The sequence below is a fragment of the Nocardia heshunensis genome, from assembly GCF_054782115.1.
Genome location: NZ_BAAGTC010000003.1, coordinates 797,092 through 818,789, shown reverse-complemented (window position 1 = coordinate 818,789; position 21,698 = coordinate 797,092). Strand labels below are relative to the sequence as shown.

Annotated in this window: 23 protein-coding genes; 11 read left to right on the top strand and 12 right to left on the bottom strand. The window is 68.6% G+C overall.

Annotated elements, in window-relative coordinates; all coding sequences use genetic code 11:
* Positions 1 to 144: 144 nt before the first annotated feature.
* Positions 145 to 462: a hypothetical protein gene (locus tag ACYVN4_RS10665; RefSeq protein ID WP_460719779.1), complete on the top strand. Its 318-nt coding sequence runs from the start codon at positions 145 to 147 to the stop codon at positions 460 to 462.
* A 12-nt stretch (positions 463 to 474) separates the two neighbouring features.
* Positions 475 to 1,497, top strand: a complete 1,023-nt coding sequence (locus tag ACYVN4_RS10660) for a DUF6745 domain-containing protein (RefSeq protein WP_460719777.1) — start codon at positions 475 to 477, stop codon at positions 1,495 to 1,497.
* Here ACYVN4_RS10660 and ACYVN4_RS10655 read toward each other — a convergent pair.
* The 4 genes from ACYVN4_RS10655 to ACYVN4_RS10640 form a co-directional block, all read right to left on the bottom strand.
* The gene (locus tag ACYVN4_RS10655) at positions 1,494 to 3,086 is read right to left on the bottom strand and encodes a SulP family inorganic anion transporter (protein ID WP_460719775.1); all 1,593 of its coding nucleotides are present in this window, start codon (positions 3,084 to 3,086) and stop codon (positions 1,494 to 1,496) included. The two genes, ACYVN4_RS10660 and ACYVN4_RS10655, sit on opposite strands and share 4 nt — an antisense overlap.
* A gap of 12 nt (positions 3,087 to 3,098) precedes the next feature.
* Positions 3,099 to 3,797, bottom strand: a complete 699-nt coding sequence (locus tag ACYVN4_RS10650) for a cysteine hydrolase family protein (RefSeq protein ID WP_460719773.1) — start codon at positions 3,795 to 3,797, stop codon at positions 3,099 to 3,101.
* Entirely contained in the window at positions 3,794 to 5,182 is a 1,389-nt protein-coding gene (locus tag ACYVN4_RS10645) for an allophanate hydrolase (protein ID WP_460719771.1), read from the bottom strand. Before ACYVN4_RS10645 ends, ACYVN4_RS10650 begins: the two co-directional genes overlap by 4 nt.
* A 70-nt stretch (positions 5,183 to 5,252) precedes the next feature.
* A complete protein-coding gene (locus ACYVN4_RS10640; RefSeq protein WP_460719769.1) occupies positions 5,253 to 5,912 on the bottom strand; it encodes a GntR family transcriptional regulator in 660 nt (219 codons plus the stop codon).
* Positions 5,913 to 6,080: 168 nt separating this feature from the next.
* On the opposite strand from ACYVN4_RS10640, the gene ACYVN4_RS10635 reads away from it, so the two are divergent.
* Genes ACYVN4_RS10635 through ACYVN4_RS10625 form a run of 3 tightly spaced genes read left to right on the top strand, consistent with a single transcriptional unit; the run spans position 6,081 to position 11,033 of the window.
* A complete protein-coding gene (locus tag ACYVN4_RS10635; protein WP_460719767.1) occupies positions 6,081 to 7,235 on the top strand; it encodes a DUF7373 family lipoprotein in 1,155 nt (384 codons plus the stop codon).
* 7 nt (positions 7,236 to 7,242) lie between these two features.
* Positions 7,243 to 9,123, top strand: coding sequence for a serine/threonine-protein kinase (locus tag ACYVN4_RS10630; protein WP_460719765.1), 1,881 nt, complete (start codon positions 7,243 to 7,245; stop codon positions 9,121 to 9,123).
* Positions 9,120 to 11,033 carry a serine/threonine-protein kinase gene (locus tag ACYVN4_RS10625; RefSeq protein WP_460719763.1) on the top strand — a complete coding sequence of 638 codons (1,914 nt, stop codon included), beginning with the start codon at positions 9,120 to 9,122 and terminating at the stop codon, positions 11,031 to 11,033. Before ACYVN4_RS10630 ends, ACYVN4_RS10625 begins: the two co-directional genes overlap by 4 nt.
* Here the strand turns inward: ACYVN4_RS10625 and ACYVN4_RS10620 are convergent.
* From ACYVN4_RS10620 to ACYVN4_RS10610, 3 genes are all read right to left on the bottom strand, one after another.
* Positions 11,008 to 12,078 carry an LLM class flavin-dependent oxidoreductase gene (locus ACYVN4_RS10620; RefSeq protein WP_460719761.1) on the bottom strand — a complete coding sequence of 357 codons (1,071 nt, stop codon included), beginning with the start codon at positions 12,076 to 12,078 and terminating at the stop codon, positions 11,008 to 11,010. The genes ACYVN4_RS10625 and ACYVN4_RS10620 overlap by 26 nt on opposite strands.
* The gene (locus ACYVN4_RS10615) at positions 12,078 to 12,599 is read right to left on the bottom strand and encodes an SRPBCC family protein (RefSeq protein WP_460719759.1); all 522 of its coding nucleotides are present in this window, start codon (positions 12,597 to 12,599) and stop codon (positions 12,078 to 12,080) included. Before ACYVN4_RS10615 ends, ACYVN4_RS10620 begins: the two co-directional genes overlap by 1 nt.
* 83 nt (positions 12,600 to 12,682) lie before the next feature.
* Positions 12,683 to 13,192, bottom strand: a complete 510-nt coding sequence (locus ACYVN4_RS10610) for a winged helix-turn-helix transcriptional regulator (RefSeq protein ID WP_379361996.1) — start codon at positions 13,190 to 13,192, stop codon at positions 12,683 to 12,685.
* A gap of 33 nt (positions 13,193 to 13,225) precedes the next feature.
* Between ACYVN4_RS10610 and ACYVN4_RS10605 the strand changes: the two genes are divergently transcribed.
* A complete protein-coding gene (locus tag ACYVN4_RS10605) occupies positions 13,226 to 14,104 on the top strand; it encodes a TIGR03619 family F420-dependent LLM class oxidoreductase (protein WP_460719757.1) in 879 nt (292 codons plus the stop codon).
* 13 nt (positions 14,105 to 14,117) lie between these two features.
* On the opposite strand, the gene ACYVN4_RS10600 is transcribed toward ACYVN4_RS10605, so the two are convergent.
* The 3 genes from ACYVN4_RS10600 to ACYVN4_RS10590 form a co-directional block, all read right to left on the bottom strand.
* Positions 14,118 to 14,702 (bottom strand): TetR/AcrR family transcriptional regulator, encoded by a 585-nt coding sequence (locus tag ACYVN4_RS10600; RefSeq protein WP_460719755.1) that lies wholly within the window; start codon positions 14,700 to 14,702, stop codon positions 14,118 to 14,120.
* 28 nt (positions 14,703 to 14,730) lie between these two features.
* Positions 14,731 to 15,456: a hypothetical protein gene (locus ACYVN4_RS10595; RefSeq protein ID WP_460719753.1), complete on the bottom strand. Its 726-nt coding sequence runs from the start codon at positions 15,454 to 15,456 to the stop codon at positions 14,731 to 14,733.
* 61 nt (positions 15,457 to 15,517) lie between these two features.
* The gene (locus ACYVN4_RS10590) at positions 15,518 to 16,249 is read right to left on the bottom strand and encodes a maleylpyruvate isomerase family mycothiol-dependent enzyme (RefSeq protein ID WP_460719751.1); all 732 of its coding nucleotides are present in this window, start codon (positions 16,247 to 16,249) and stop codon (positions 15,518 to 15,520) included.
* A 313-nt stretch (positions 16,250 to 16,562) separates the two neighbouring features.
* On the opposite strand from ACYVN4_RS10590, the gene ACYVN4_RS10585 reads away from it, so the two are divergent.
* The 3 genes from ACYVN4_RS10585 to ACYVN4_RS10575 all read left to right on the top strand — a co-directional run bounded on the left by ACYVN4_RS10585 (position 16,563) and on the right by ACYVN4_RS10575 (position 18,989).
* On the top strand, positions 16,563 to 17,693 hold the full coding sequence (locus tag ACYVN4_RS10585) for an agmatine deiminase family protein (RefSeq protein ID WP_460719749.1): 1,131 nt from the start codon (positions 16,563 to 16,565) through the stop codon (positions 17,691 to 17,693).
* A gap of 119 nt (positions 17,694 to 17,812) precedes the next feature.
* On the top strand, positions 17,813 to 18,388 hold the full coding sequence (locus ACYVN4_RS10580) for a TetR/AcrR family transcriptional regulator (protein ID WP_460719747.1): 576 nt from the start codon (positions 17,813 to 17,815) through the stop codon (positions 18,386 to 18,388).
* 43 nt (positions 18,389 to 18,431) lie between these two features.
* Complete coding sequence (locus tag ACYVN4_RS10575; protein WP_460719745.1) at positions 18,432 to 18,989, top strand: hypothetical protein; 558 nt, start codon at positions 18,432 to 18,434, stop codon at positions 18,987 to 18,989.
* A 1-nt stretch (position 18,990) separates the two neighbouring features.
* Here ACYVN4_RS10575 and ACYVN4_RS10570 read toward each other — a convergent pair whose 3' ends face one another.
* The gene (locus ACYVN4_RS10570; protein WP_460719743.1) at positions 18,991 to 19,794 is read right to left on the bottom strand and encodes an alpha/beta fold hydrolase; all 804 of its coding nucleotides are present in this window, start codon (positions 19,792 to 19,794) and stop codon (positions 18,991 to 18,993) included.
* 87 nt (positions 19,795 to 19,881) lie between these two features.
* On the opposite strand from ACYVN4_RS10570, the gene ACYVN4_RS10565 reads away from it, so the two are divergent.
* Both ACYVN4_RS10565 and ACYVN4_RS10560 read left to right on the top strand, forming a co-directional pair.
* Positions 19,882 to 20,217, top strand: a complete 336-nt coding sequence (locus ACYVN4_RS10565; RefSeq protein WP_460719741.1) for an ArsR/SmtB family transcription factor — start codon at positions 19,882 to 19,884, stop codon at positions 20,215 to 20,217.
* Positions 20,217 to 20,597, top strand: coding sequence for a DUF5313 family protein (locus tag ACYVN4_RS10560; protein WP_460719739.1), 381 nt, complete (start codon positions 20,217 to 20,219; stop codon positions 20,595 to 20,597). Before ACYVN4_RS10565 ends, ACYVN4_RS10560 begins: the two co-directional genes overlap by 1 nt.
* Positions 20,598 to 20,603: 6 nt before the next feature.
* Here ACYVN4_RS10560 and ACYVN4_RS10555 read toward each other — a convergent pair whose 3' ends face one another.
* The gene (locus tag ACYVN4_RS10555; RefSeq protein WP_460719737.1) at positions 20,604 to 21,650 is read right to left on the bottom strand and encodes an extracellular solute-binding protein; all 1,047 of its coding nucleotides are present in this window, start codon (positions 21,648 to 21,650) and stop codon (positions 20,604 to 20,606) included.
* Between the last annotated feature and the right edge of the window lie 48 nt (positions 21,651 to 21,698).

The window sequence follows — 21,698 nt, the reverse complement described above, 5'->3', positions numbered from 1 at the left end:
TGATCCTGCTCTGCAGCCAGTTCTACCAAGCCCGCCCGACAATTGCCGGGAGTGGGGCAGCAGCGGCGTGAATTGTCGTACCCCGGCGCTAGTTTCGATGGTGAGCCGGACGCAGGGGCGCCGGCCGATTCCGGGGAGGACATCATGTTCCGTCAGGGCGATGTGCTGATCATGCCGATCACCGAGGCCGACGTTCCGCCGCAGGTCACCGCCGCGCCAGCCGAACCGCGCGATACGCGCGGCCGCATGGTGCTGGCATTGGGTGAGGTCACCGGCCACGCTCACGCCATTGTCGCGCCCGGCCGGTTGGTGCACGCCGGCGCGCACATGTTCCTGTTCCTGCCCGAGGGCGGTCGGGTGGTGCACGAGGAGCACGCGCCGATCCCGTTGCCCAAGGGCTGGTTCCGCGTCATCCGCCAGCGCGAATACTTTCCCGGCGCGGTCCGCATCGTCGCCGACTAGGAGGAGGCTTCCATGTCACATCTGGACGAGTGGCGCGCCGTCGCGGCCGCCACCGGACCTGCCAACCGCGCCGCCGCCGAAGCAGCTGCCCGCCGCGCCTACAAGAGCGCCGGGCTGGCCGCACCCACCCGATACGTGTGGGCCGCGTCCCCACTCGCGGCCGTGGCCGCCGTTCGCGCACTGCACAATCCGGGGCACAGTGTTCGCGACGAGATCCGCACCCGTCCCTGGGCCGCCGAACGGCAGCGCGTCCACGACCAGCTGGGTCCGACCGGATGGTCCGAACTGTGGAACGCCAGCGGAGCCCGCCTGTGGGATACCACTCGCATCCTCACCGACCGCATCACCACTGGAGTCGTCGAGGCCGCCGTGTATGTCGATCCGGCAGACCGTCGCACCCGTGCCGCCGCCGAGCGTGACGTCCAGGGCGTGCTGCTGGATGCCGTTCTCGGCCAGCACGATGCCGCATGGTTGTCGGCCTTCCCCGACAGTGAGCGGCTGTCGGGACTGGCCGGTGTGGCTCGGAACGCGGGCTGGTGGTGGCCCTTCGAGCACGTCATCGTCTTCAGTGAGCGCCCCACCCGCCTGCTGCGCGACGAGGCGGGCCGTCTGCACGCCGCCGACGGCCCGGCCCTGGTCTACTCGGACGGTTTCGCCCTGCACGCCTGGCGTGGAATGCCGGTCCCCGCAAGCCTGTTCGCGGACCTGGTCACCCTCACCGCCGAGCGCATCCGCACCGAGGAGAACGCCGAACTGCGCCGGGTCATGCTCGAATTCTTCGGCTACGACCGCTATCTCGCCGAATCCGGCGCCCGGCCGATCGATCGCGACGAGACGGGCATCCTGTGGTGCATCGAGCTCGACGACGACGAGGACGTGATGATGGTCGAGGTGGTCAACTCCACGCCGGAGCCGGACGGCACGCACCGCACCTACTGGCTACGTGTCCCGCCCGGCACCCGGACCGCCAAAGCGGGTGTCGCCTGGACGTTCTCCCTCGACGCGGCTACCTACGCGCCGGTCCGCCAGACCTAGTCCACGCTCGCTTCCGCGGGTTCGGGTTCGGCCGGTGGCATCGTGCGGGTGCCGCGGAGGAACGAGCAGCCCAGGCACACCACCCCGAAGAACAGGTAGCCGAGGGCGACCTTGGGCGCGGCGTCCCAGCCGACCTCGGCGGCGTGAATGAGACCGACGAAGGCGAGCGCCGCGCCCGCGAGGGAGGCGAGAGCGGCTGCCCGGAACCGTTTCTCGAGCACGAAGGTCACCATGGTGCCCAGCACCAGCCCGGCCAGCACCGCGCCGTCGCCGAGGGTCCGCAGCCCGTCGTAGACGACGCCGGCCTGCCCGAGCGCGCCCATCCCGACCTTGTCGGCGGTGGTGCCCGCCGCAGCCAGCGCATTGTCGATCTGACCGGTGCCCCACTGGGCGAGGTTGGGCAGCAGGGCGGCGACCACGGCCACCGCGTGCAGGCGCGGCACCGCCTGGAAGGCTTGCGCGCCGATCAGCAGGCCGATGTAGAGCAGGATCGGCACGATCGCCGGAATCGGCAGCAGGGTGGCCAGCAGGCCGAAAAGTCCCAGCAGACACATCAATCCGATCAACGCGCCGCTGGCGAGCGAGTAGCCGGTGCGCCCGCCCGCGTCCTTCCAGCCGGGATGCCCGATGTACACCGCGGGCGGGAAGGGGGAACCGAATCCGGAACCGATGATCGCGCCGAACCCGTCGGCCAGCAGCACGCTGCGCAGGTTGTAGTTGTCCCCGGCCGCCGCGGCGCTCTCCACATTGCTCATCGCCTCGGTGAAGTTGTAGACGCCCAAGGGAATCGCGGTGGCCAGCAGCGGTCCCAGATGCGAGAGCCCGTCCCACAGCAGATGCAACCGCAGGTTCGGCAGCCCGATCGCGACATCGTGCGCGGCGGCGGAGACGTCCGGCACCGACATGTAGCCGCCGATCCAGCCGATCGCGGTGCCGACCACCAGCGCCACCAGGCCGATCGGCACATTGCCGGGCAGCCGCACATCGGTGAAGAAGCCGATGAGAATGATGGCCAGCACCGGCAATCCGATCCAGGCCGCCTCCCACATCTGCGCGGCCGGGCGCATGGCGATGAAGGTGATGGAGATGCCCGCGAGGGTGCCCAGCATGGCCGCGCGCGGGGTGATGCGGCGGATGAACGGCCCGACGAACGCGCCGATCATGACGATCACGCCGATCATGAACGCCCACGCCAACCCGGCCGACCACGCCCGCATCGGATCGTTGGTCTTCAGGTAGATGGGCAGCATGACCACGAACACCACGATGAACATGTGCGGCACGCTCGGCCCGTACGGCAGTGCGGTGACCGTCGCCCGCCCTTCGCGCCGGGCCAGCCGTCGCGCCAGCGTCATGTAGTAGAGGTTGCCCAGCACGAGCGCCACCCCGAGCGCGGGCAGTACGGTCCCGAGCACATCGTGGCTGGGGATCTTGACCACCGCGATCGACAGCGTGGTCAGGGTCAGGACATTGACGAGGATATTGAACGACAGGCCGAAGAAGGCGTTGGTGTCGCCGCGGGTCCACCACGGCAGCGACAGCGGTGCGGTACTGCCGGTTTCACCGGGCAGCTTGGTATCGACGGACATGGGTCTTCCTGTTCACTGGGCCGGGGTGGGGGAGCTGGCGGCGTCCAGTGCGGCGCGCACGGCGGCCGAATCGGCGACCCAGCCGAAGATGCCGCCCTGGGCGGCGATCATGGCCAGGCCGACGCGCTGGAATTCCGGGAAATACGAACCGACACAGTCGGCGACGACGAGGCATTCGAAACCGCGGTCATTGGCCTCGCGCACGGTGGTGTGCACGCACACCTCCGTGGTGACGCCGGTGACGAGCAGTGCGCGAATTCCGTGCTGCGCCAGCACCTCCGAGAGCTCGGTGGCGTAGAACGCGCCCTTGCCCGGCTTGTCGATCACCACCTCCCCGGCCAGCGGCGCGAGTTCGTCGATGATGTCGTGGCCGTACTCGCCGCGCACCAGGATGCGGCCGAACGCGCCCGGATCGCCGATGCGCTGGGAGGGGCTGCCGCGCAACAGTTTCGCGGGCGGGCAGTCCGACAGGTCGGGCAGATGACCCTCGCGGGTGTGGATGATCGGGACTCCGGCCGCGCGGGCGGTAGCCAAGAGTCCGGCCAGCGGTTCGATGACGGTGCGCAGCAGCGCGACATCATTGCCCAGGCTCTCGCCGAAGCCGCCGGGCAGCAGGAAGTCCCGCTGCATGTCGATGACCAGCAGGGCCAGCGCGCCCGGGTCGAAGGTGAAGTCGGCGGGTTGCGCCGGGATCCGGTGGAGGGCCGTCATTGTCGTTCCTTCTGTGCCTGCCGGAATCGCACCGGCGCCGTCACATGGCGTGGCTCGTCGAGAATCCGGGCGGCCGCCGCGAGCACGGCGTCGTCGGACAGGGCCGGGCCGAAGATCATGACCGCCAGCGGCCGCCCGTCCGCGGTGACGCCCACCGGCACCGAGATCGCCGTGAGGTCGAGCAGATTCCCGAAGTGGGTGTAGTGGCCGAGCACGGTATTGGTGGCGATCGGGTCGGCTTGTACTTGGGCGACGGTGAAGGTGGTGCCGATGGTGGGCACCATGATCACATCGAGCTCATCCCACATGCGGGCCACGGCGGCGCGCAGTTCCTGCAACCGCTGCTGTGCCCGGAACACGTCCACCGCCGTGAATCGGAGGCCGCCGGTGAGGATTTCGCGAATCACCGGCAGGATCGAGTCCGGCTGCGCGGTCAGGAAGGTCTCGAATTCCACCAGCCGCTCGGCGACCCACGGCCCCTGGTAGAGCAGTTCGCCCGCGGCCAGGAACGGTGCGAGGGTGGTCGGCGCGCAGTCGAAACCCAGGCGGGCGAGCCGATCCCGCACCGCCAGATGCGCGTCGCGGAAGGCAGTGTCGCCGAAGAACTCCAGTTCGTGCACGCCCGGCAGTCCGACCCGCAGCCGAGTCCCGTCCCAGCGCGGCCCGCGCGCCCGGCTCCACGGATCCTCCGGATCCACCCCGGCGATCACCTCGAAGACCCGGTCCAGATCCTCGACGGTGCTTGCCATCAGCGTCAGGCAGTCCAGCGACTTGCACGCGGGCACCAAGCCCACCGTGCTGATCAGCCCTCGCGAGGGCTTCCAGCCCACGATGCCGTTGAGCGCCGCCGGAACCCGCCCCGATCCGGCGGTGTCGGTGGCCACGCAGAACGGCACCTCGCCCAGTGCCACCGCCCGCGCCGACCCGGAACTCGAACCGCCACAGATCAGTTCGTTGCCGTAGACGCTGCGCGGGATCGGATAGGGCGTACGGGTGCCGTTGAGCCCGGTCGCGAACTGATCCAGGTTGGTCTTGCCGACGAACAACGCGCCCGCGTCCAGCAGCCGCTGCACGGCGGGCGCGGTCTCGGTGGCGGTGTAGGCGTAGTCGGGGCAGGCCAGCGTGGTGGGCCAGCCCGCCACATCGATGGAATCCTTGACCCCGAACGGCACTCCGTACAACGGGAGCGTGCGCGCTCCGGGCCGTCGTTCGATCTCGGCGGCCGCCGCCAGCAGTTGTTCGCGCGGCACCGGCGTGATCCAGGTGCCGTCCGCGCCGCGTGCCGCGATGGCGTCGGCCACCCGGGCGGCGGTGTGCGTGGGCGAGCCGCTACCGCTCTCGTGCGAGGCCAGGATCTCCGCCACCGTGGGTCCGGGATTCAGCATCTGTCGATTGTCGACAAAACGTGTGAAATCGATGGTCTCGCAATGTATCCGCTGTGTTAGCGGCGGCCGGTCACCGAATATCGAGGTCCAGATAGGCGCGTTCGCCGTGCCGCAGCAGCGCCTCGCACGCCACGGCGGCATCCCCGGATTCCAGCGCACTCAGCAACTCGGCATGCCTGCGAACACCGTTGCGCCGCTGCGCGATCCGGGCCTCGGTGCGCAGATTCCGGGCCATCGGCAACTGTAGTTTCAACAGGATCGGCTCGTAGGCCAGATCCAGCTGCCGATTGCCCGCCAACGCCACGATCGCGGCATGGAAGCGTCGATGGGCATTGTCACGCTCGAACAGATCTCCCGCCGCATCGGCCACCCGCATCTCCTCGAGCGCCGCCCGCACCCCGTGCAACGGATCCCCCTGCGCCGGTAGCGGAAACGCGCTCTCGATCGCATGTCGCTCCAACACCCGCCGCAACTCGAACAACTGCAAGATATCCGTCTCCGACCACACCGCCACCCGAAACCCCCGCCGCGGCACATGCTCGATCAGCCCCTCCTGCGCCAACAACCGCAACGCCTCCCGCACCGGCGCCCGACTCGTCCCCAACCGCCCGCACAACGCCTCCTCCCCGATCCGCTCCCCGGGCGCGAACTCCCCACTCAACACCTCGGCCCGCACCCGCCGCGTCACCATCTCCACCAGGCTCAGCGGCAGCCCCACCGCACTCGTCATCGGCACCACCATCATTCGAGATTAGGCCGACCGTCCAGGTCCGGCCCGGTCACGAGGCAGCACACGCGGTTTCGCGGTGGCGCGCGGGTGGTGGGCGAGGTAGTCTCCCGGCCGGAGGGTTTCGGGTCGGGGGAGTGTTTGCTGCGTTCAGGATGTTGCCGAACAGCCGTGGCCACGGTTGTTTTCGCGATACTCGCGACAGGCATCACCGGGTGCGGTGAAACGGCCGGGGCGGCACCGGATTACGGCTCCTTCCCCACGCATCGGGTGGACGGTGATTACGACCGGGTGCCGAGCCGGGCGCGGGGGATCCTCGCGGAGTCGTTGCGGCTGGGCGAGCGGATCGTCTACCCGGCGGACATCGATCCCGAGCTGTCGCAGGGCCACGGCGGTGGTGTGGTCGCCGATTTCCAAGGCGTGAACGACACGCTGTCCACACCACAGCAGCAGGTGTTGAGGCACTACAGCGTGCTCGGCGGATTCGCGGTGCTGGCCTCGAACAAGCCGTATCTCGACAACAGCGCGCCCCGGAAGTTCCTGTCGGTGGCGGTGTTGGCGTTCCCGGACGCGGCCACGGCGACGGCTGCCGCGGCAGACATGGAACACGCCGACTTCCAGGCCAATACCGACAATGTTCCCGTAGCAGTCGATTCCGTGCCCGCGGCGATCAGCCACTGGCGGCCCGGCGTCGCGAATCTCGGCAGTTGGCTGGCGTGGAACAGCCTCGTCATCCGGGTGCTGGCGGAACTGCCCCAGCCTGATCTGGGGGCGCTCACCGATCGGGTCGCGCGCACCTATCAGCGGCAGGAAGCGGCGCTGGATTCCTACACTCCCACGTCGGCAACGGATCTCCCGACCCTGGCTCTGGATTCGGATGCGCTGCTACCGCGGCTGGTGAAGACCGGCGACTACATTCCCGACGCCAAGGAATTCGCCGTCTATGGGCCGCACGCGTTTGCGGTGCTGTCGACGACGCCCGGCCCCGACTCCGCCGAGTACACGGCGCGGGGAGTCACCGCGATCGCGGTGTCCCACAACAAGTATCTGTTCCGAACCCGGGACACGGCGGCGGCCGCCGATCTGGCCCGTGCGCTCGCCGCGCGCGATGGTGAGTCGCGGTACCGTCCCGTGCGAGGCGTACCCGGGGCGGGGGACACCACCTGTGCCGAGGCCACCAAGCCCGACGGGCTGAACCTGCAACCACACCGCTTCCGCTGTCTGGTCGTGCGTGACGCGTTGGTCGCGGAGGTATACGCGAACACCGACATCGAAGTGCGGCAACTGGCCGCCGCCCAGTACGCCGTGCTGGGCGACGCGAAGTGAGGACCGCATGAAACCGCTGACTCCCCGCGATCCGCGCCGACTGGGCCGCAACCGGATGATCGCCGTGATCGGCCGCGGCGGCATGGGCCGGGTCCTACTGGGTCGGACACCGAGCGGAAAACTGGTGGCCGTCAAGATCGTTCATCCGCATCTGGCCGAGGATCCGGAGTTCCGCGAGCGCTTCCGGCGCGAGGTCGCCGCGGGAAGGCAGCTCACCGGCGCGTACACCGCGGCCGTGGTCGACAGCGACACCGAGGCCGAGAGTCCCTGGCTGGCAACGGAATACTTCGCCGCACCCGATCTGCGGACGGTGCTCGCCGGGAGCGGCCCGATGCACCTGGGCGGACTGAAGCTGCTGGCCACCGGGCTGGCCGCCGCGCTGCTCGAGATCCACCGCGCCGGACTGGTGCACCGCGATCTGGCTCCGGGCAATGTGCTGCTCACCGAAGCAGGTCCGCGTGTCATCGATTTCGGCATCGCGCGCGCCCTCGACGGCGCCGGTGAACTCACCGTGACCGGTACGGCCGTCGGTTCTCCGGCCTACATGGCACCCGAACAGGCCGAGGGCGCACCGGTCACCGCGGCCGCCGACCTGTTCTCCGTCGGTGCCATCCTGACGCTGGCGGCGACCGGGGGGACGCCCTTCCCCGGCACTTCGACGCCGCAGATCCTCTACCACGTCATGCATTCGCAACCCGAGACCGGCGCGGTGCCGCCGTCGTTGCGTGAGGTGGTGAACGCCTGCCTGGCAAGGGATCCCGCGCAGCGCCCGACGGCCCGCCAGTTGTTGGAAGCGGCCGGTGCGATCCCCGCCGAACCGGTGTGGCCCGAATCGATGCGGATGGCGATCGGTGCGCACCACGCGGACTCGGACTGGTGGGTCAGTTCCGCCGAGCGTGAGGCGGACTACCGGGATCAGTTGGAGCGCATCCGGATCCGGCGGCGCGATCGGCTGCGCCGACTTGCGGTGGGGGTCGCGGCCGTGTTGTTCGTCGCGGTCACCGCGTTCGTGGCGGGTGCGTGGGGCCAACAGTCGGGGCACGCCGTGCCGATCGCCGATCCGACGGTCACCGTCACTCCCGCGGAGTTGCGTCAGCTCGACGGCTGCGCCCTGATGGTCAAGGCGCTGGGCGACCGGTTCGGTACCCGGTCGGCGGATCCCAATTCCTATGGGGAGTCCGGCTGCGTCGGCTATTACGTCGACAAGGACAAGGGCAACAGGACATTCAACCTCTTGGTGGGCATCAATGCCGAGACGCAGTTCGCGGGAAGCGAGCTCACCGGCCGGACCGTGGCCTGGGCGCCGATCCTGGCGGAGCGCGATCACTCCGCTGGCGGCTGCGCCAGCGGAGTGATCATCCCGAACAGCGAACAGGATGGACTCCAGATGTCGGTCCAGGGCACCGGCGACGATGTCTGCGCGGTGGCCGAGCAGTCGCTGGTGGCCGTCGTGCAGCAGCTCGCCCGATACGCGCCGTTGAAACGGTTGCCCGAGCACTCGATCCGCCGCGTGGATCCCTGCGCCGTCCTCGATCCGGCGCTGAGCCGCTCGATCGCCGGTGACCCCGCCCGGTCCACCGGCGATGTCGATACCTGCTATGTGGAGGGCGAGCGCTCCTTCGAGCTGCGGCTCGACGAGGAGGTGAGGCCCGACGCCTCGCCCGGAAGTCCACCCGATCCCCTGCAGGTCGGTCCGTATACCGTGTATCGCTCGACCGACGCCGCGCACCCGAACCTCTGCACTCTCAGATGGATCGCGCGGATCACCACGGGCAGCGGGGCCGAAGTGGCCCAGATCGCCGTGTACGGCCCGACCGCCACCACGGACGCGTGTGACCGGGCCGTGCGGCTGGCCACCGATATCCTGCCGCGGCTGGCGACCTCATGACCCAGCACCTCGGTCCGGACGATCCGGTCATGATCGGCGGCTACCGCACCCTGGCCCGGCTGGGCGCGGGCGGGATGGGACGGGTGCTGCTCGGGGCGGGCCCCGACGGCCGCCTGGTGGCGATCAAGCAGATTCACGCCCATCTGCTCGACGGATACGAGTATCGGGCTCGGTTCCGGCAGGAGATCTCCGCGAGCACCCGCGTCTCGGGAGCGTTCACCGCGCCGGTCATCGACTTCGATGTCGACACCGCGCAACCGTGGCTGGCCTCGGCCTTCGTCGTCGGCGTCCCGCTCGACCGCGTCATCGCCGAACACGCCCCGCTGCCCGTCCCGGCTGTCCGCGCATTGGCGGTCGGGCTGGCGGTGGCGCTGCACGACATCCACACCGCCGGACTGGTGCATCGGGATCTCAAGCCCGCCAACGTGATCCTGGCCGCCGACGGCCCCCGCGTCATCGACTTCGGCATCGCCAAGCAGAGCGGGACGACCGGCCTGACCGAAACCGGTGCGGCATTGGGCTCACCGGCCTACATGTCGCCGGAACAGGCGCTGTCCGAACCGATCACACCGGCGAGCGATGTGTTTTCCCTCGGCTCGCTGCTGGTGACCGCCGTGACCGGATCCGCCCCGTTCGCCGCCGCGTCGATGGCCTACACGCTGTTCAATATCGCGCACTCCGAACCGGATCTGACCCGGGTGCCGCCGCAGCTGCGCGGCTGGATCGCGGCCTGCCTGCACAAGGATCCTCGGCAGCGGCCGACGCCCGGCCAGCTGCTGGACGTCCTGGGCCGCCTGCCCGGTGGCGACGCCCCGTGGCCCGTGGCCGTCCACGAATCGATCCGTGCGCAGGCACAGCAGCTTTCCGGGCTCGCCGCCAGTCCGTATGCCACACAGGTCGTTTCCCGTTCGGGACTTCGGTCCGGACTCGCCACCGGAACGCCCCGCCCCGGCACGGTCGCCGCGTCACGGGCGCGGCGCGGACGTCGGCTCGGGCTCGTCGCCGGGCTGGCGCTGCTCGTGCTCACCCTGGTGGCGGCCGGAATCGCCGTGCTCGTGAAGCCGGAATCCGCTGCCGGGCAGCATCTCCCGGAGCCGGGATTGGCTCAGCTGCGCGCGGCGGATCCGTGTGCGTGGGCGCGGCAGTCGCTGCCCGCGACCGTGCCGGACGGGTCCGGCTTCGCCGCCGACCCGTCGAGCTGGACGTGGGCGCAGGGCGATGAGTACGGCTGCTCGGTGAAGTCGGGCGATGCGTCCCTGTGGATCACCGTGGGGGAGTCCACCGAGCTGTCCGTCACCGCCACCGGCGCGGCGCCCGACGGTTTCCCCCTCCTCGCCGACAAGGACGCCGCCTTCGGCGATCTCTGCTATCGAGGCGTGGATCTGTCGGGGTCGGGCGCGAAGTGGGGAATCCAGTTCCAGGTCCACCCGGTCGCCGGTTGCGTGCTGGCACAGGAGATCCTGTCCCGGATGGTCACCTCCCGGCACCGGATTCCCGTCCATTCGGATCGGGCGACACTGGCCGAGGTCGACCCGTGCGCGCTCATCTCCCGCGCCGAGCTCGATCGGCTGGTCGGCCCGCTCCCGCAGGAACCCACCACCATCACCGCCCACTCCTGCGTGTGGGATGGCATCGACACCGTGCGAACCGAATTCACACTGTTGGGGAAGGGTGGCGGGGCTTCCTCGTCGGTGGATCTCGGCGACGGTGTGCAGGTACTGACCGATGAGTCCGACGATTCCCCCCACGGGGCCTGTTACCTCGACTACGTGTACCGCACCGTCGGCGACACTCGTGAGGTTCTCAGCCTGACCGTCGACGGCTGGCAATCCGGCGACAAGACGAAAGCCTGCCCGGCCGCCAGAACCATCATGAAGACCGAGGTCAGTCACCTTCCGAAGCCGAAATAGCCGGTGCGGGAGCCAGATCGGCGATGAGGTCGAGGGCCTGGGCGAGGTTGGTGAGTTTGGCGTCGAGGGTGTCACCCGCCGGATAGAGGCGGACGGTGTCGACGCCGACGTCGCTCCAGACCTGCAAGCGACGCTTCACCATGTCGGGGGTGCCGATGAGGGTGGTCGCCAGGATCATGTCGTCGGTGACCAGCGCGGTCGCGGCTTCACGGTCGCCGGATTGCCAGCGGGCGCGGATCTCCTCGGTGACCTCCGACCAGCCCTGGCGGGCGTAGGCGGCGTTGTAGAAGTTGGTCTTCGCGCTGCCCATGCCGCCGATGCTGAAGGCCAGCTCCAGTTTCCGGCCCGCGATGTGGCGGGAGACGGCTTCCTCATCGTCGAAGATCGCGATCTCCGCGCCCTGGCAGACGTCGATGTCGCCGCGTATGCGACCGGCGGCGGCCAGGCCCGCGTCGAGGTGGTCGAAGTAGGCGGCCGAGCCCTCGGGAACGAAGCTGGTGCCGAGCCAGCCGTCGGCTACCCGGCCGGTGAGCTCCAGCATCTTCGGGGACATGCTGGCGATATAGATCGGAATGTCGGTGTTGGCGGCCATCGACAGGCGCATAGGTTTGCTGTTGCCGTCCAGGGGAATTCGCACCGCATCGCCCTGGAAGGACACCTTCTCCCCGGCCCACGCCTGCTTGATCACCGTGATCGTCTCCCGCATGCGGGTCAGCGCGCGGGCGAACGGGACGCCGTGTAGGCCCTCCATCACCTGCGGGCCCGACGGGCCGAGGCCGAGCAGGAAGCGGCCCTGCGAGAGTTCCGCCAGCGTCAGGGCGGCCTGCGCGATCGCCACCGGCGAGCGGGTGCCGACCTGAATGATGCCGGAGCCCAGTAGGATTCGTTCGGTGCGAGCGGCCAGATAGCCGAGCGCCGAGGGGGCGTCGGAGCCCCACGCCTCGGCGACCCAGCAGATGTCCAGGCCCATGGTCTCGGCCTCACGCACGAAGGTGACGACCTGCTGGGCATCGCGGGAGAACTCGACGGTGGTGGCGGTACGCATCAGCGCTCACCCGCCCCGAGCTCGGCGCGGCGCTTGATCTCCGCGACCACGTTCTGCATGCCCGCCTCGAATTCGCGCATGCGCACGAAGACGATCTTCTCCTCCTTGTCGGGCATGGCCTCGATGGCAATGCTCAACCCCGACCGGCCCGGACCCATCCGCACCCACTGTCGCAGCGCGGTACCGCCGTTCGCGGCCTCCAGAGTGAAGCGCCAAGTGGCGGTGGGCGTCTCGGGGTCATTGACCGCCCAGGCAAAGGCATGCAACGGATTCCACTCCACGACATGCGAGGTTGTGGACCATTCACCCAGCGCATCGTGACGCGAGTTGCCCACGAACGTGGCCCCCACACCGGGCGCGACATCCGGCGAAACCCAGTGCGCCGACTGCAGTTCCGTGCTCAGCTGCGGCATCAACTCGATATCGGAAACCAGCGCCCACACCGCCTCCGGGGGCGCGTCGATCCAGATCTCGGCCTGCGCCGTCGGTCCATCGGCATACTTCGCGCCGGTCCACTCCATGCGTCACCTCGCTGTGAAAGCTGCTGTTGCCACGATGGTTGCATAAATAGACGATGCAGGTCAACGACGGGATTCGGGACGAGCTACTTGGCCTGCTGGCGGGCGAAGCGGGCCTGGATATCGGGCCGTTCACGCAGCCGTTCGGGATAGCCGGGCCCCATGCGCAGCCGCGACTCCTCGATCGGCACCGGCTGATCGCAGTGCTCGCACACCACCTTCAGCTGGGTATCGTGCCCGCAGGCGGTGTGCTCGAGCACCACCGGCGGCCCGTCCGGATCGGCCAGCCAGCGGTCACCCCAGCGCGACATCACCAGCAGCACATCCCAGAAGTCGCGCCCCTTCTCGGTGAGCACGTACTCGTACCAGACTGGTTCGCTGTGATACGGCCGCTTCTCCAGCAGCCCCTCCTCGACCAGCCGCCGCAGCCGATCGCTGAGCGTATTGCGCGCGATCCCCAACTCCTGCTGGAACTCGTCGAACCGCCGCACCCCATAGAACGCCTCCCGCAACACCAGTGGCGTCCACCAGTCGCCGAGCAGATCCATGGTCCGGGCCACCGAGCAGGGCCACCGCGCGAAGGACGTACGCTTCATCCCCCGAGAGTAGCTGGGGAAGGACCGACGAATATGCGCATGGGGATCGCCACCCCGGTGGTACTGGACATTCCGGGGTGGTCCGCCGCGTGGGAGGGTGACGCGGGGATCGGCGAGCTCGCTGCCATCGCGGAGACCGCTGACCGGCTCGGATTCGATCATCTGACCTGTAGTGAGCATGTGGCGGTGGCGGAGCATTCGGAGTCCGGGATGCTCGGCGGCACGCGGGGGACGCGGTATTGGGATCCGCTGGCGACGCTGTCGTATCTGGCGGCGCTCACGACGCGAATTCGACTGTGCACCAGCGTTCTCGTGCTCGGCTACCACCACCCGCTGGCCATTGCCAAGCGGTACGGGACCCTGGATGTGATCAGCGGGGGCCGGGTGGTGCTGGGCGTCGGCGTGGGTACCGCGCGGGAGGAATTCGACCTGCTGGGTGCGTCGTTCACCGATCGCGGCCGCCGTGCCGACGACGCGATGGCGGCGCTGCGTGCGGCGCTCGGGCAGCGGGTGCCGGAGTATGCCGGTTCGCACTACGAATTCTCGGGCCTGGTAGTGGAACCGCATGCGGTGCAAGCCCGCGTGCCGCTGTGGGTGGGCGGTGTCAGCGACGCGGCGCTGCGGCGGGCCATCACGCTCGGTGACGGCTGGCTCCCGGCCGGACTGGACCCGGCGGCATTGCGTGAGCGACTCGATCGATTCGACTGCCGCACACCGGGTTTCGAGGTGGTCATCGGCACCACGCGCCGGATCGATCCGATCACCGAACCGGGCCACGCCGAACAGGTACTGGGCGAACTCGCCGACGCGGGCGCCACCATCGTGCAGCCGCGCCTGCGGCACGAATCCCTTGCGCAGTACCTCGATCAGCTGGCTGCGCTCAGCGAACTGAGCTGTTTCGAACCCGCCTGAAACACCGGGCTGATCACGCCGCGTCGCGGTGCAGCCGAATCAATTCCGCGGCCATGATTTTGGTGCGGCGTGCCGCCTGCCGATCGCCCTCGGCCGCGGCCACGATCGCACCCTTCATCAGGATGTGCCAGCAGCGCGCGAAATTGTCGATATCCGTCAGGCCCGCGCGCTCGGCGCGGGCGGAGACGATATCGCGAATGTTCTGCAGATGTTCGATCCCCGCCTGTCCCAGTGGATGTTCCGCGCCCATTTCCAGCAGCACATTGATGAACAGGCAGGCATCGAAATCGGCTGCGGCGAACCATTCGTCGAGAACATCGAAGATGGCCAGCAACTGCTCCTCGGGGGTGGCGCCGCGTAGCCGCGACTGCTCCTCGATGAGCCCGAAGGTCCACAGCCGTTCCCGGCGGTCGAGCACCACCGCGACCAGGTCGTCCAAACTCGGGAAGTACTCGAGCAGAGTGGTTTTCGAGACCCCCGCCCGCGCCGCGATCATGTCGGCGGTCACCGCGCGCACCCCGGTGCGGGTGTAGAGCTCATACGCGGCCCGCACGAGCTGATCGCGAATTCCGACAACCGAGTTCCTGCTGGTCGTCATCTCTGAATTCTAGTCGCCCGGCGGGTCCTCACAGTGCACATGCAAGCGCAGAAGTGCCCGTGGAGTGGACGAATTCGCTGTGACCGTAGACGACGGCATCGGAATTCCACGCCGCACCCAGACCGGTCACGAAATCCCGGACCAGTGCCATATCGCCGCGATCGGCCACCAGGATCAGGGAGCCGTCCTGAGTGACCGAGCCGCCGCCCAAGGTGTCGCGGACCGCCGGGTCGGCGACCAGGGCATCGTGGAACCGAGTGCGGTCGACACCGGGCACGGTGACGGTGAAGCCATTGGCGCGCGCGTCATCGCCCGGCAGGTACTCGAAGGTCAGCACCGATTCCTGGTTGTCGCGCACCCGGATGTCATCGGCGACCCAGCACAGATTCTTGTAATCGGTGCAGGCCAGCTGGAACTGCCGGGAGCGCTCGTAGGTGGTGGTGCCCGAATCCGAGGACCAGAACACGCCGTCGAGCAGTTGCGAACCGACCGGTAGGGCCAGTTCGGTGAGCGCGGTGGCGTTGACTTCGAGCTCGAACAGCGACAGCTGATCCGACAGCCGCGGATCGGCCGGATCGGTGATGGTGGCGGTGTTGTTGGTGGCGAACATTTCGCCGGTCGGCTGGGTGGGATTGCCGGGAACGCACGACGCCGGGCCGTACGCCTGCGCGGGCGTGGCGGCCGGACCGATGGCGACAGCCCCCGAGATGACGAGGGCAGCGGCCAGAGCAGCGGTAATGCGGACGGTGGTCATACCCATCGAGTCTGACGGGTGCGCCGCCGCATCGATAGGAAGATCGGCGAAAATGCCGCGATCAGATCCAGGTCGGCGCGGTCGGGACCGCATCCGCGCGCCCCGCCCGCAGCCCGCTGGCCTCGGCGGACACCCGGCCGCTGAGCCAGCCCAGCAGATCCGCCTGTGTCCCAACGATTTCGACGGTCGCGCCCCGGTCGCCGGTCAGATCCCGGTGGAAATCGCTGTCGGTGGCCCGCAACAGCAGCGCGGGCTTGCCGGACTCGCGCCGAACCAGGGCGTCGGCGATATCGTCGAGAATCCAGCGGGCCGCCGACCACGGAATATCGCTGAACGAATATCCGGCGTTCAGGTCCACATGATGGATTTCCAATTCGCGCAACCACATCGGCACCAGCGTTTCCGGGGTCCGCAATTCCCCGGTGCGCGGCCGCACCTGCCGCTCCCACGCGTCATCGGTCAATGCGTGCACCGCCGCGGCGAAACGCTCGGCACTGGCCGCCACATCGGCCGCCTGCTCCGCCACCGGCCGTGCCGCGCCCGCCTCGATCTCGGCGGCGCGGGCGGCCATGCTCGCGTGCTGCGGCGTCTCGACGCCGGTCCGCGCCCAGGTCAGCAACCGGACCAGGCTGTCGCTGGCGCGGCACACGTGGGTGATGACGTGGCCGCGCGTCCACGGCGGGATCAGGGAATCACCGGCGATGGCGTCCTCGGGGAGGGTCTCGACCGTCGCGAGGAATCGCCGCGTGGACGCCTCGATCGGTGCCAGCCACTCCACGCCCTTGCCCGTCACGCCCCGGCATCCTTCCCTCGTTGATCTTGGTCGAGCATCACCCTATGCCGGTCACGGTGCGAATGATGCTGGCGCGCAAAGATATACGACTTGCGCGAGGTTGGTCCGTCGTGATCAGGCTGCGAATTACTAGTCCGGCACGCCGCGTGACCTGCGCCGCAATCCTTGACTGAAATTTCAGTCAGGAATACAGTTCGTGGTGCCCGCTCCGGGTCGTCGTGTGCGGACGACCGCTCTACCAGCGGGTTTATCGGTTTCAGCGCGCCGCCGAGGGAAACGCCGCGCCGTACCCCTCATACAAGGAGACAGCGAGATGGAACGACGCGGATTCATGCAGACCGGGATGTTGGCCATGGGCGGCCTACTGGCCGCGGCCTGCGACGGCCCGATCTCCTCGTGGTTCAACGGTGACACCACCACGTCCGCGGCCAAGGACGGCCGCGACTGGGTGATGCCCGACGAGGGCACCCCGCACAAGCGCACCTGGATGGCCTTCGGCGCGAGCGAGGCCATCTGGGGCAAGCAGTTGCTGCCGCAGGTCCGCAAGGACCTCGCCAACGTCGCCGCCACCATCTCCCGCTTCGAACCGGTGTCCATGCTGGTGCGCCAGGACGAGCTGGATATGGCCCGCAACCTGCTCGGCGGCGCGAACGTCGAACTCATCGCCGCCGACCTCGACGACCTGTGGATCCGCGACACCGGCCCGGTCTTCGTGAAGGGCAACGGCACCAAGGCCGGCGTCGACTTCAACTTCAACGGCTGGGGCAACAAGCAGCAGCACCGCCGCGACAGCAAGGTCGCCACCTTCGTCGACGGCCGCGCCGGCGTCGAGACCGTGCACACCGACCTCGTGCTCGAGGGCGGTGGCATCGAGGTCGACGGTGAGGGCACCGCGATCATCACCGAATCCTGTGTGCTGAACAACAATCGGAACAAGGGCTGGAAGAAGTCCGATGTCGAGGCCGAGTTGGGCCATCTGCTCGGCATCAAGAAGGTGATCTGGCTGCCGGGCATCGCCGGGCAGGACATCACCGACGGGCACACCGACTTCTACGCGCGCTTCGCCGGACCGGGCATCGTGGTCGCGGGCCTGGACAACAACGAGGAGTCCTTCGACTACGACGTCACCCGCCGCCACCTCGACATCCTGCACGGCGCCACCGACGCGCAGGGTCGTCCGCTACAGGTCGAAACCCTCGAAGCCCCTTCGGATCTGCGCTACAAGGGCGCGGGCGACGACTTCGCGGCCGGGTACATCAACTTCTACGTCTGCAACGGCGGCGTCGTCGCCCCCGAATTCGGCGACCCCGAAGCCGATGCCGCGGCCGCGTCCACGCTGCAGCGCCTGTTCCCGGATCGCCATGTGGTGCAGATCAATATCGACGCGATCGCCGCCGGTGGTGGTGGCATCCACTGCACCACTCAGCAGGAGCCCGTCGACTGAGGCCCCCGAACTCCCGGTGAACCCCTGCAGCTCACCGGGTCCGCGGCCGGTCCGGGCCGCCGCCCGTTCCGGACCGGCCGCACAATCGTTTTCGAGCGAGCGCCCTAGAGTGAGGAACCGTGTCGGACCGTCAGACCCAGATCCTGGAAGCCGCCGTCGCAGTCATCGCACAGGACGGAGTCCGCGGACTGCGCGTCGAGAAGTTGGCGGCCGCCGCGGGCGTATCCACCGCGCTGATCTACTACCACTTCAAGGATCGCGCCGGGATCCTGCGCGCTGCCCTCGCCCACATCAATCATCGCGCGGAGACCTATACCGAACAGGCTTTCGCGGATCTCGTCGATCCCCGCGCCCAGGTCGAGCGCATGCTGCTGCTGGAACTGCAGGACGCCGAGGATGTCCGCGAGAACAGCGTCGCCTGGGGTGAGCTGCGCGCCAGCGCCGTCTTCGATCCCGAACTGCGCCAGCCGCTGCTGGCCAGCACCACCGCCTGGAACTCCGACGTGGAAACCCTCATCCTGCACGGTCAGGAAAACGGTTCCATCGCACTGGATCTGGATGCCGCCGCCGTCGCCGAACGCCTCACCGCCCTGGTCGAGGGCCTCAGCGAACGCTGGCACAGCGGCTCGCTGAGCCTCGACCGCGCCCGCGTCCTGCTCATCGGCGCGCTCGCCGCCGAACTCGACACGCGGTAAAAGCAGTGGTCCGCAATGGGGGAGCGCGGCATGATCACCGACCATGGAAAAGATCCCGACCCTGTTCGAGCGTGACGATCGCTTCAAGGTGGTCGACCGCCCGCGCACCGCATGCGACTGGGTGTTCGCGGGCGAAGGCGTCGCCACCGAGAAGCTCGACGGCACCAATATCCGCCTGACCGTGCGCTCGGGAAACGTTGTGCGGGTGGAGAAGCGGCGCAATCCCAGCAAGGAGCAGAAGCAGGCCGGGATTGTGGACGGCTGGTACGTCGACGCGCACGAGGATCTCGCCGAGGACAAGTGGATCCTCGCCGCCGCCGACAACACCGACGTGTCGGGCTGGCCCGACGGCGAGCACTCCTGCGAGGCGCTGGGCCCGCGCATTCAGGGCAACCCGCTCGGCCTCGACGAACACCGTTGCGCCGCCTTCAATCTGCACCCGCCGGTCATCCCCGACGCGCCACGCACCTACGCCGAACTGCGGGCCTTCCTGGCCGACTTCGACAGCGTCTTCGCCCCCGGCCACCTCGCCGAGGGCCTCGTCTTCCACCACCCCGACGGCCGCCGCGCCAAGATCAAGCGCAAGGACTTCGCGCGCTGAGCTATTCGCTCAGGAAGTCGATGATGGTCCGGTTGACCTCGTCGGGGCGTTCCAGATAGCCGTAGTGGCCGCACTTTTCGAGCTCCACGAAGCGGGCGCCCGGAATCGCGGCGGCCACCTCACGGCCGAAAACCGGTGGCAGCATGCGATCGTCGGCGAATCCGACCACCAGGCCGGGAACGGTGATCCCGGCGTAGGCGGCCAGCCGGTTGGCCGAGCGATCCATGCGCATCTGGGCGAGCACCCCCGGCGCGGGCTCCGCACCCGCCGAGAACTCGAAGATGTCGAGCCAGTTCTGGGCCTGATCGTCGGCCTCGATGGTGTGCGGCGAGAGATTCAGCATCGCCTTGATCGCCGCCGCGTACTCCGGCGGTAGCTTCACCCCTTGGGCGGCCAGCGCCTGCTCACCCCGGTTCAGCGTGCTCGCCAGCGGATGCGGCCGCCCGGTGGTGGCCAGCATGACCGCCTTGCGCACCAGATCCGGCCGCGCCAGCGCGAGCTCCTGGGTGACGCGCGCACCCAGCGAGGTGCCCACCACATGGGCCGGGCCGCCGAGCAATTCGATCAGCGCCGCGGTGTCGGCGACCAGGTCCTCGATGCGCATGCCGTGCGCGCTCTCCGTCGAGGGCGCGATGCCGCGATTGTCGAAGGTCGCGACGCGGAAACCCGACTTCACCAGCGCCGGAACCTGATACGTGCGCCACACCCGGCCGGGGCTGCCGGTGCCCATGACCAGCACGACCAGCGGTCCGTCTCCGGTCACGTCGTAGTTGAGGCGAATCCCGTTGAGAGTGGCGAGGGGCACGAAGAGGTCTTTCTCTAGGACGGTCCGGGCGACGACCGAAAATACCAGCTGATGTCCTGCTTGCTAAACTCTGCAACTGTGCAAGGAATGCAACGGCCGCTGTATCAAATGAAGGCGGACTTCTTCAAAACGCTGGGGCATCCCGTGCGCATCCGGGTCCTGGAACTGCTGAGCCAGCGCGAGCACGCGGTGTCGGAAATGCTCGCCGAAATCGGCATCGAGGCCGCGAATCTGTCTCAGCAGCTGTCGATTCTGCGCCGCGCGGGGCTGGTCGTCGCCCGCCGCGAAGGGCTGTCGGTCACCTACGAACTCACCTCTCCTCAGGTCGCGGAGCTGCTCGCCGTCGCCCGTGCCATCCTCACCGGTGTGGTCACCGGACAAGCCGAGGCGCTCGAACCCCGTCTGGCCGAAAGAAAGAACTGATGAACGCCTCGACCGAACCGAATCTCGTTCAGCGCCTGCGCTATATCGCGGGCGGGACGCTGCCGCCGTCGATGGCCCCGTGGGTGATCGAGGATCTCACCGGCGCGGGCGCGGCCCGCCGCTACCTGCTGCGCATCCTCATCCCGATCATCGCGCCGCTGTGCCTGTTCCTGCTCATCCCCGGGCCGCTGTGGATGAGCCTGGCCATGATGGCGCTGCTGTACCTGCCGCTCATCTACTTCACCGTCGCGCTCATGTACGTGTTCCGCCGGGCGCGGCTGGTCAAGCACGGACTCGATCCGGCCCTGGCCGACCAGCGTGAACGGGCCCGGTCCGCCGCCGCCCGCGACGCCTACGAAAGAGCGCACGGACGCGGCTGATTCCGGTCAGCTCAGATAGCGCCCGGTGAAATCGTCGAGGATCTCGGCGCCGCTGCCCTTGACCTGATCCCAGGAGAACGGCAGCTGCTTGACCTCGGCATAGGTGCGGGTGCCCGCAGCCACCGGGATATCGGTGCGGGCGGGAATCATCTTGTGCGCCGCCGAGATCTGCTGCGCCTCGGGAGTGAACATGTAGTCCACCAACGCTTTCGCCGCCACCGGATTGCGGGTGGTGTTGAGGATGAAGATCGGGCGCGGCGTGATCACCGTGCCCGATGACGGTGAGATGACCCGCAGCGGAACACCTTTGGCCGAGGCGTCGTAGGCGGAGTAGTCCACCCCGCCGAGAATGACCGCATAGTGCCCGGCGGTAACCTCGTCCAACGCCGGGCCGTTGCCGCCGCGCACCGTCATCCCGTTGGCGAACAGCGCGTCGAACATGGCCCAGGTGCGGTCGCGGCCCCACGCGCTCACCATGGCCGCGAGCAGGTCGCGGGCGGTCCCGGATTCGCGGGGATCGGGCATGATCACGCTGCTGCGGAATTCGGGGGCGGCCAGGTCGGCCCAGTCATTGGGCAGGCGCGGCACCATTTTCGAGTTCACCACCATGACCAGCGCCGAACCGTCGCGGCCGATGAAACCGTGGTCCTTGTTGAGCCAGCCGTCGTGGATGCGGTCGGCCCCGCGCGGCGTGTAGGGCAGGGTGCGTCCGTCGACGTTGTACTGGGCGGCCGGGGTCCAGGACGCCAGGTACACCACGTCGGCCAGCGAGCGCGGGCCCTCGCCGTCGATCTTGCTGGTGATCTTGCCGGTCTCGCCGCTGAAGACCTTGACCTTCACCCCGGACGCCTTGGTGAACGCGGCCACCAGTTCATCGGTGAGGTCCTGCGGATTCGCCGAGTACAGCGTCAGTTCGCCGGTCAGCCCGGGTGGCGGGGTCCATGAACTCGTCACGGCCGGAACGGAACTCGGCTCGGTATGCCTGCCACAGCCGGCGGTCGCGAAGGCCGAGGTGGCGACGGCCGCGACGAAGGCGCGGCGAGAGAGCGGCATACCGCGGAACCCTTTCGAAAACAGCTGTCCGGCGCGGAACAGTAGGCA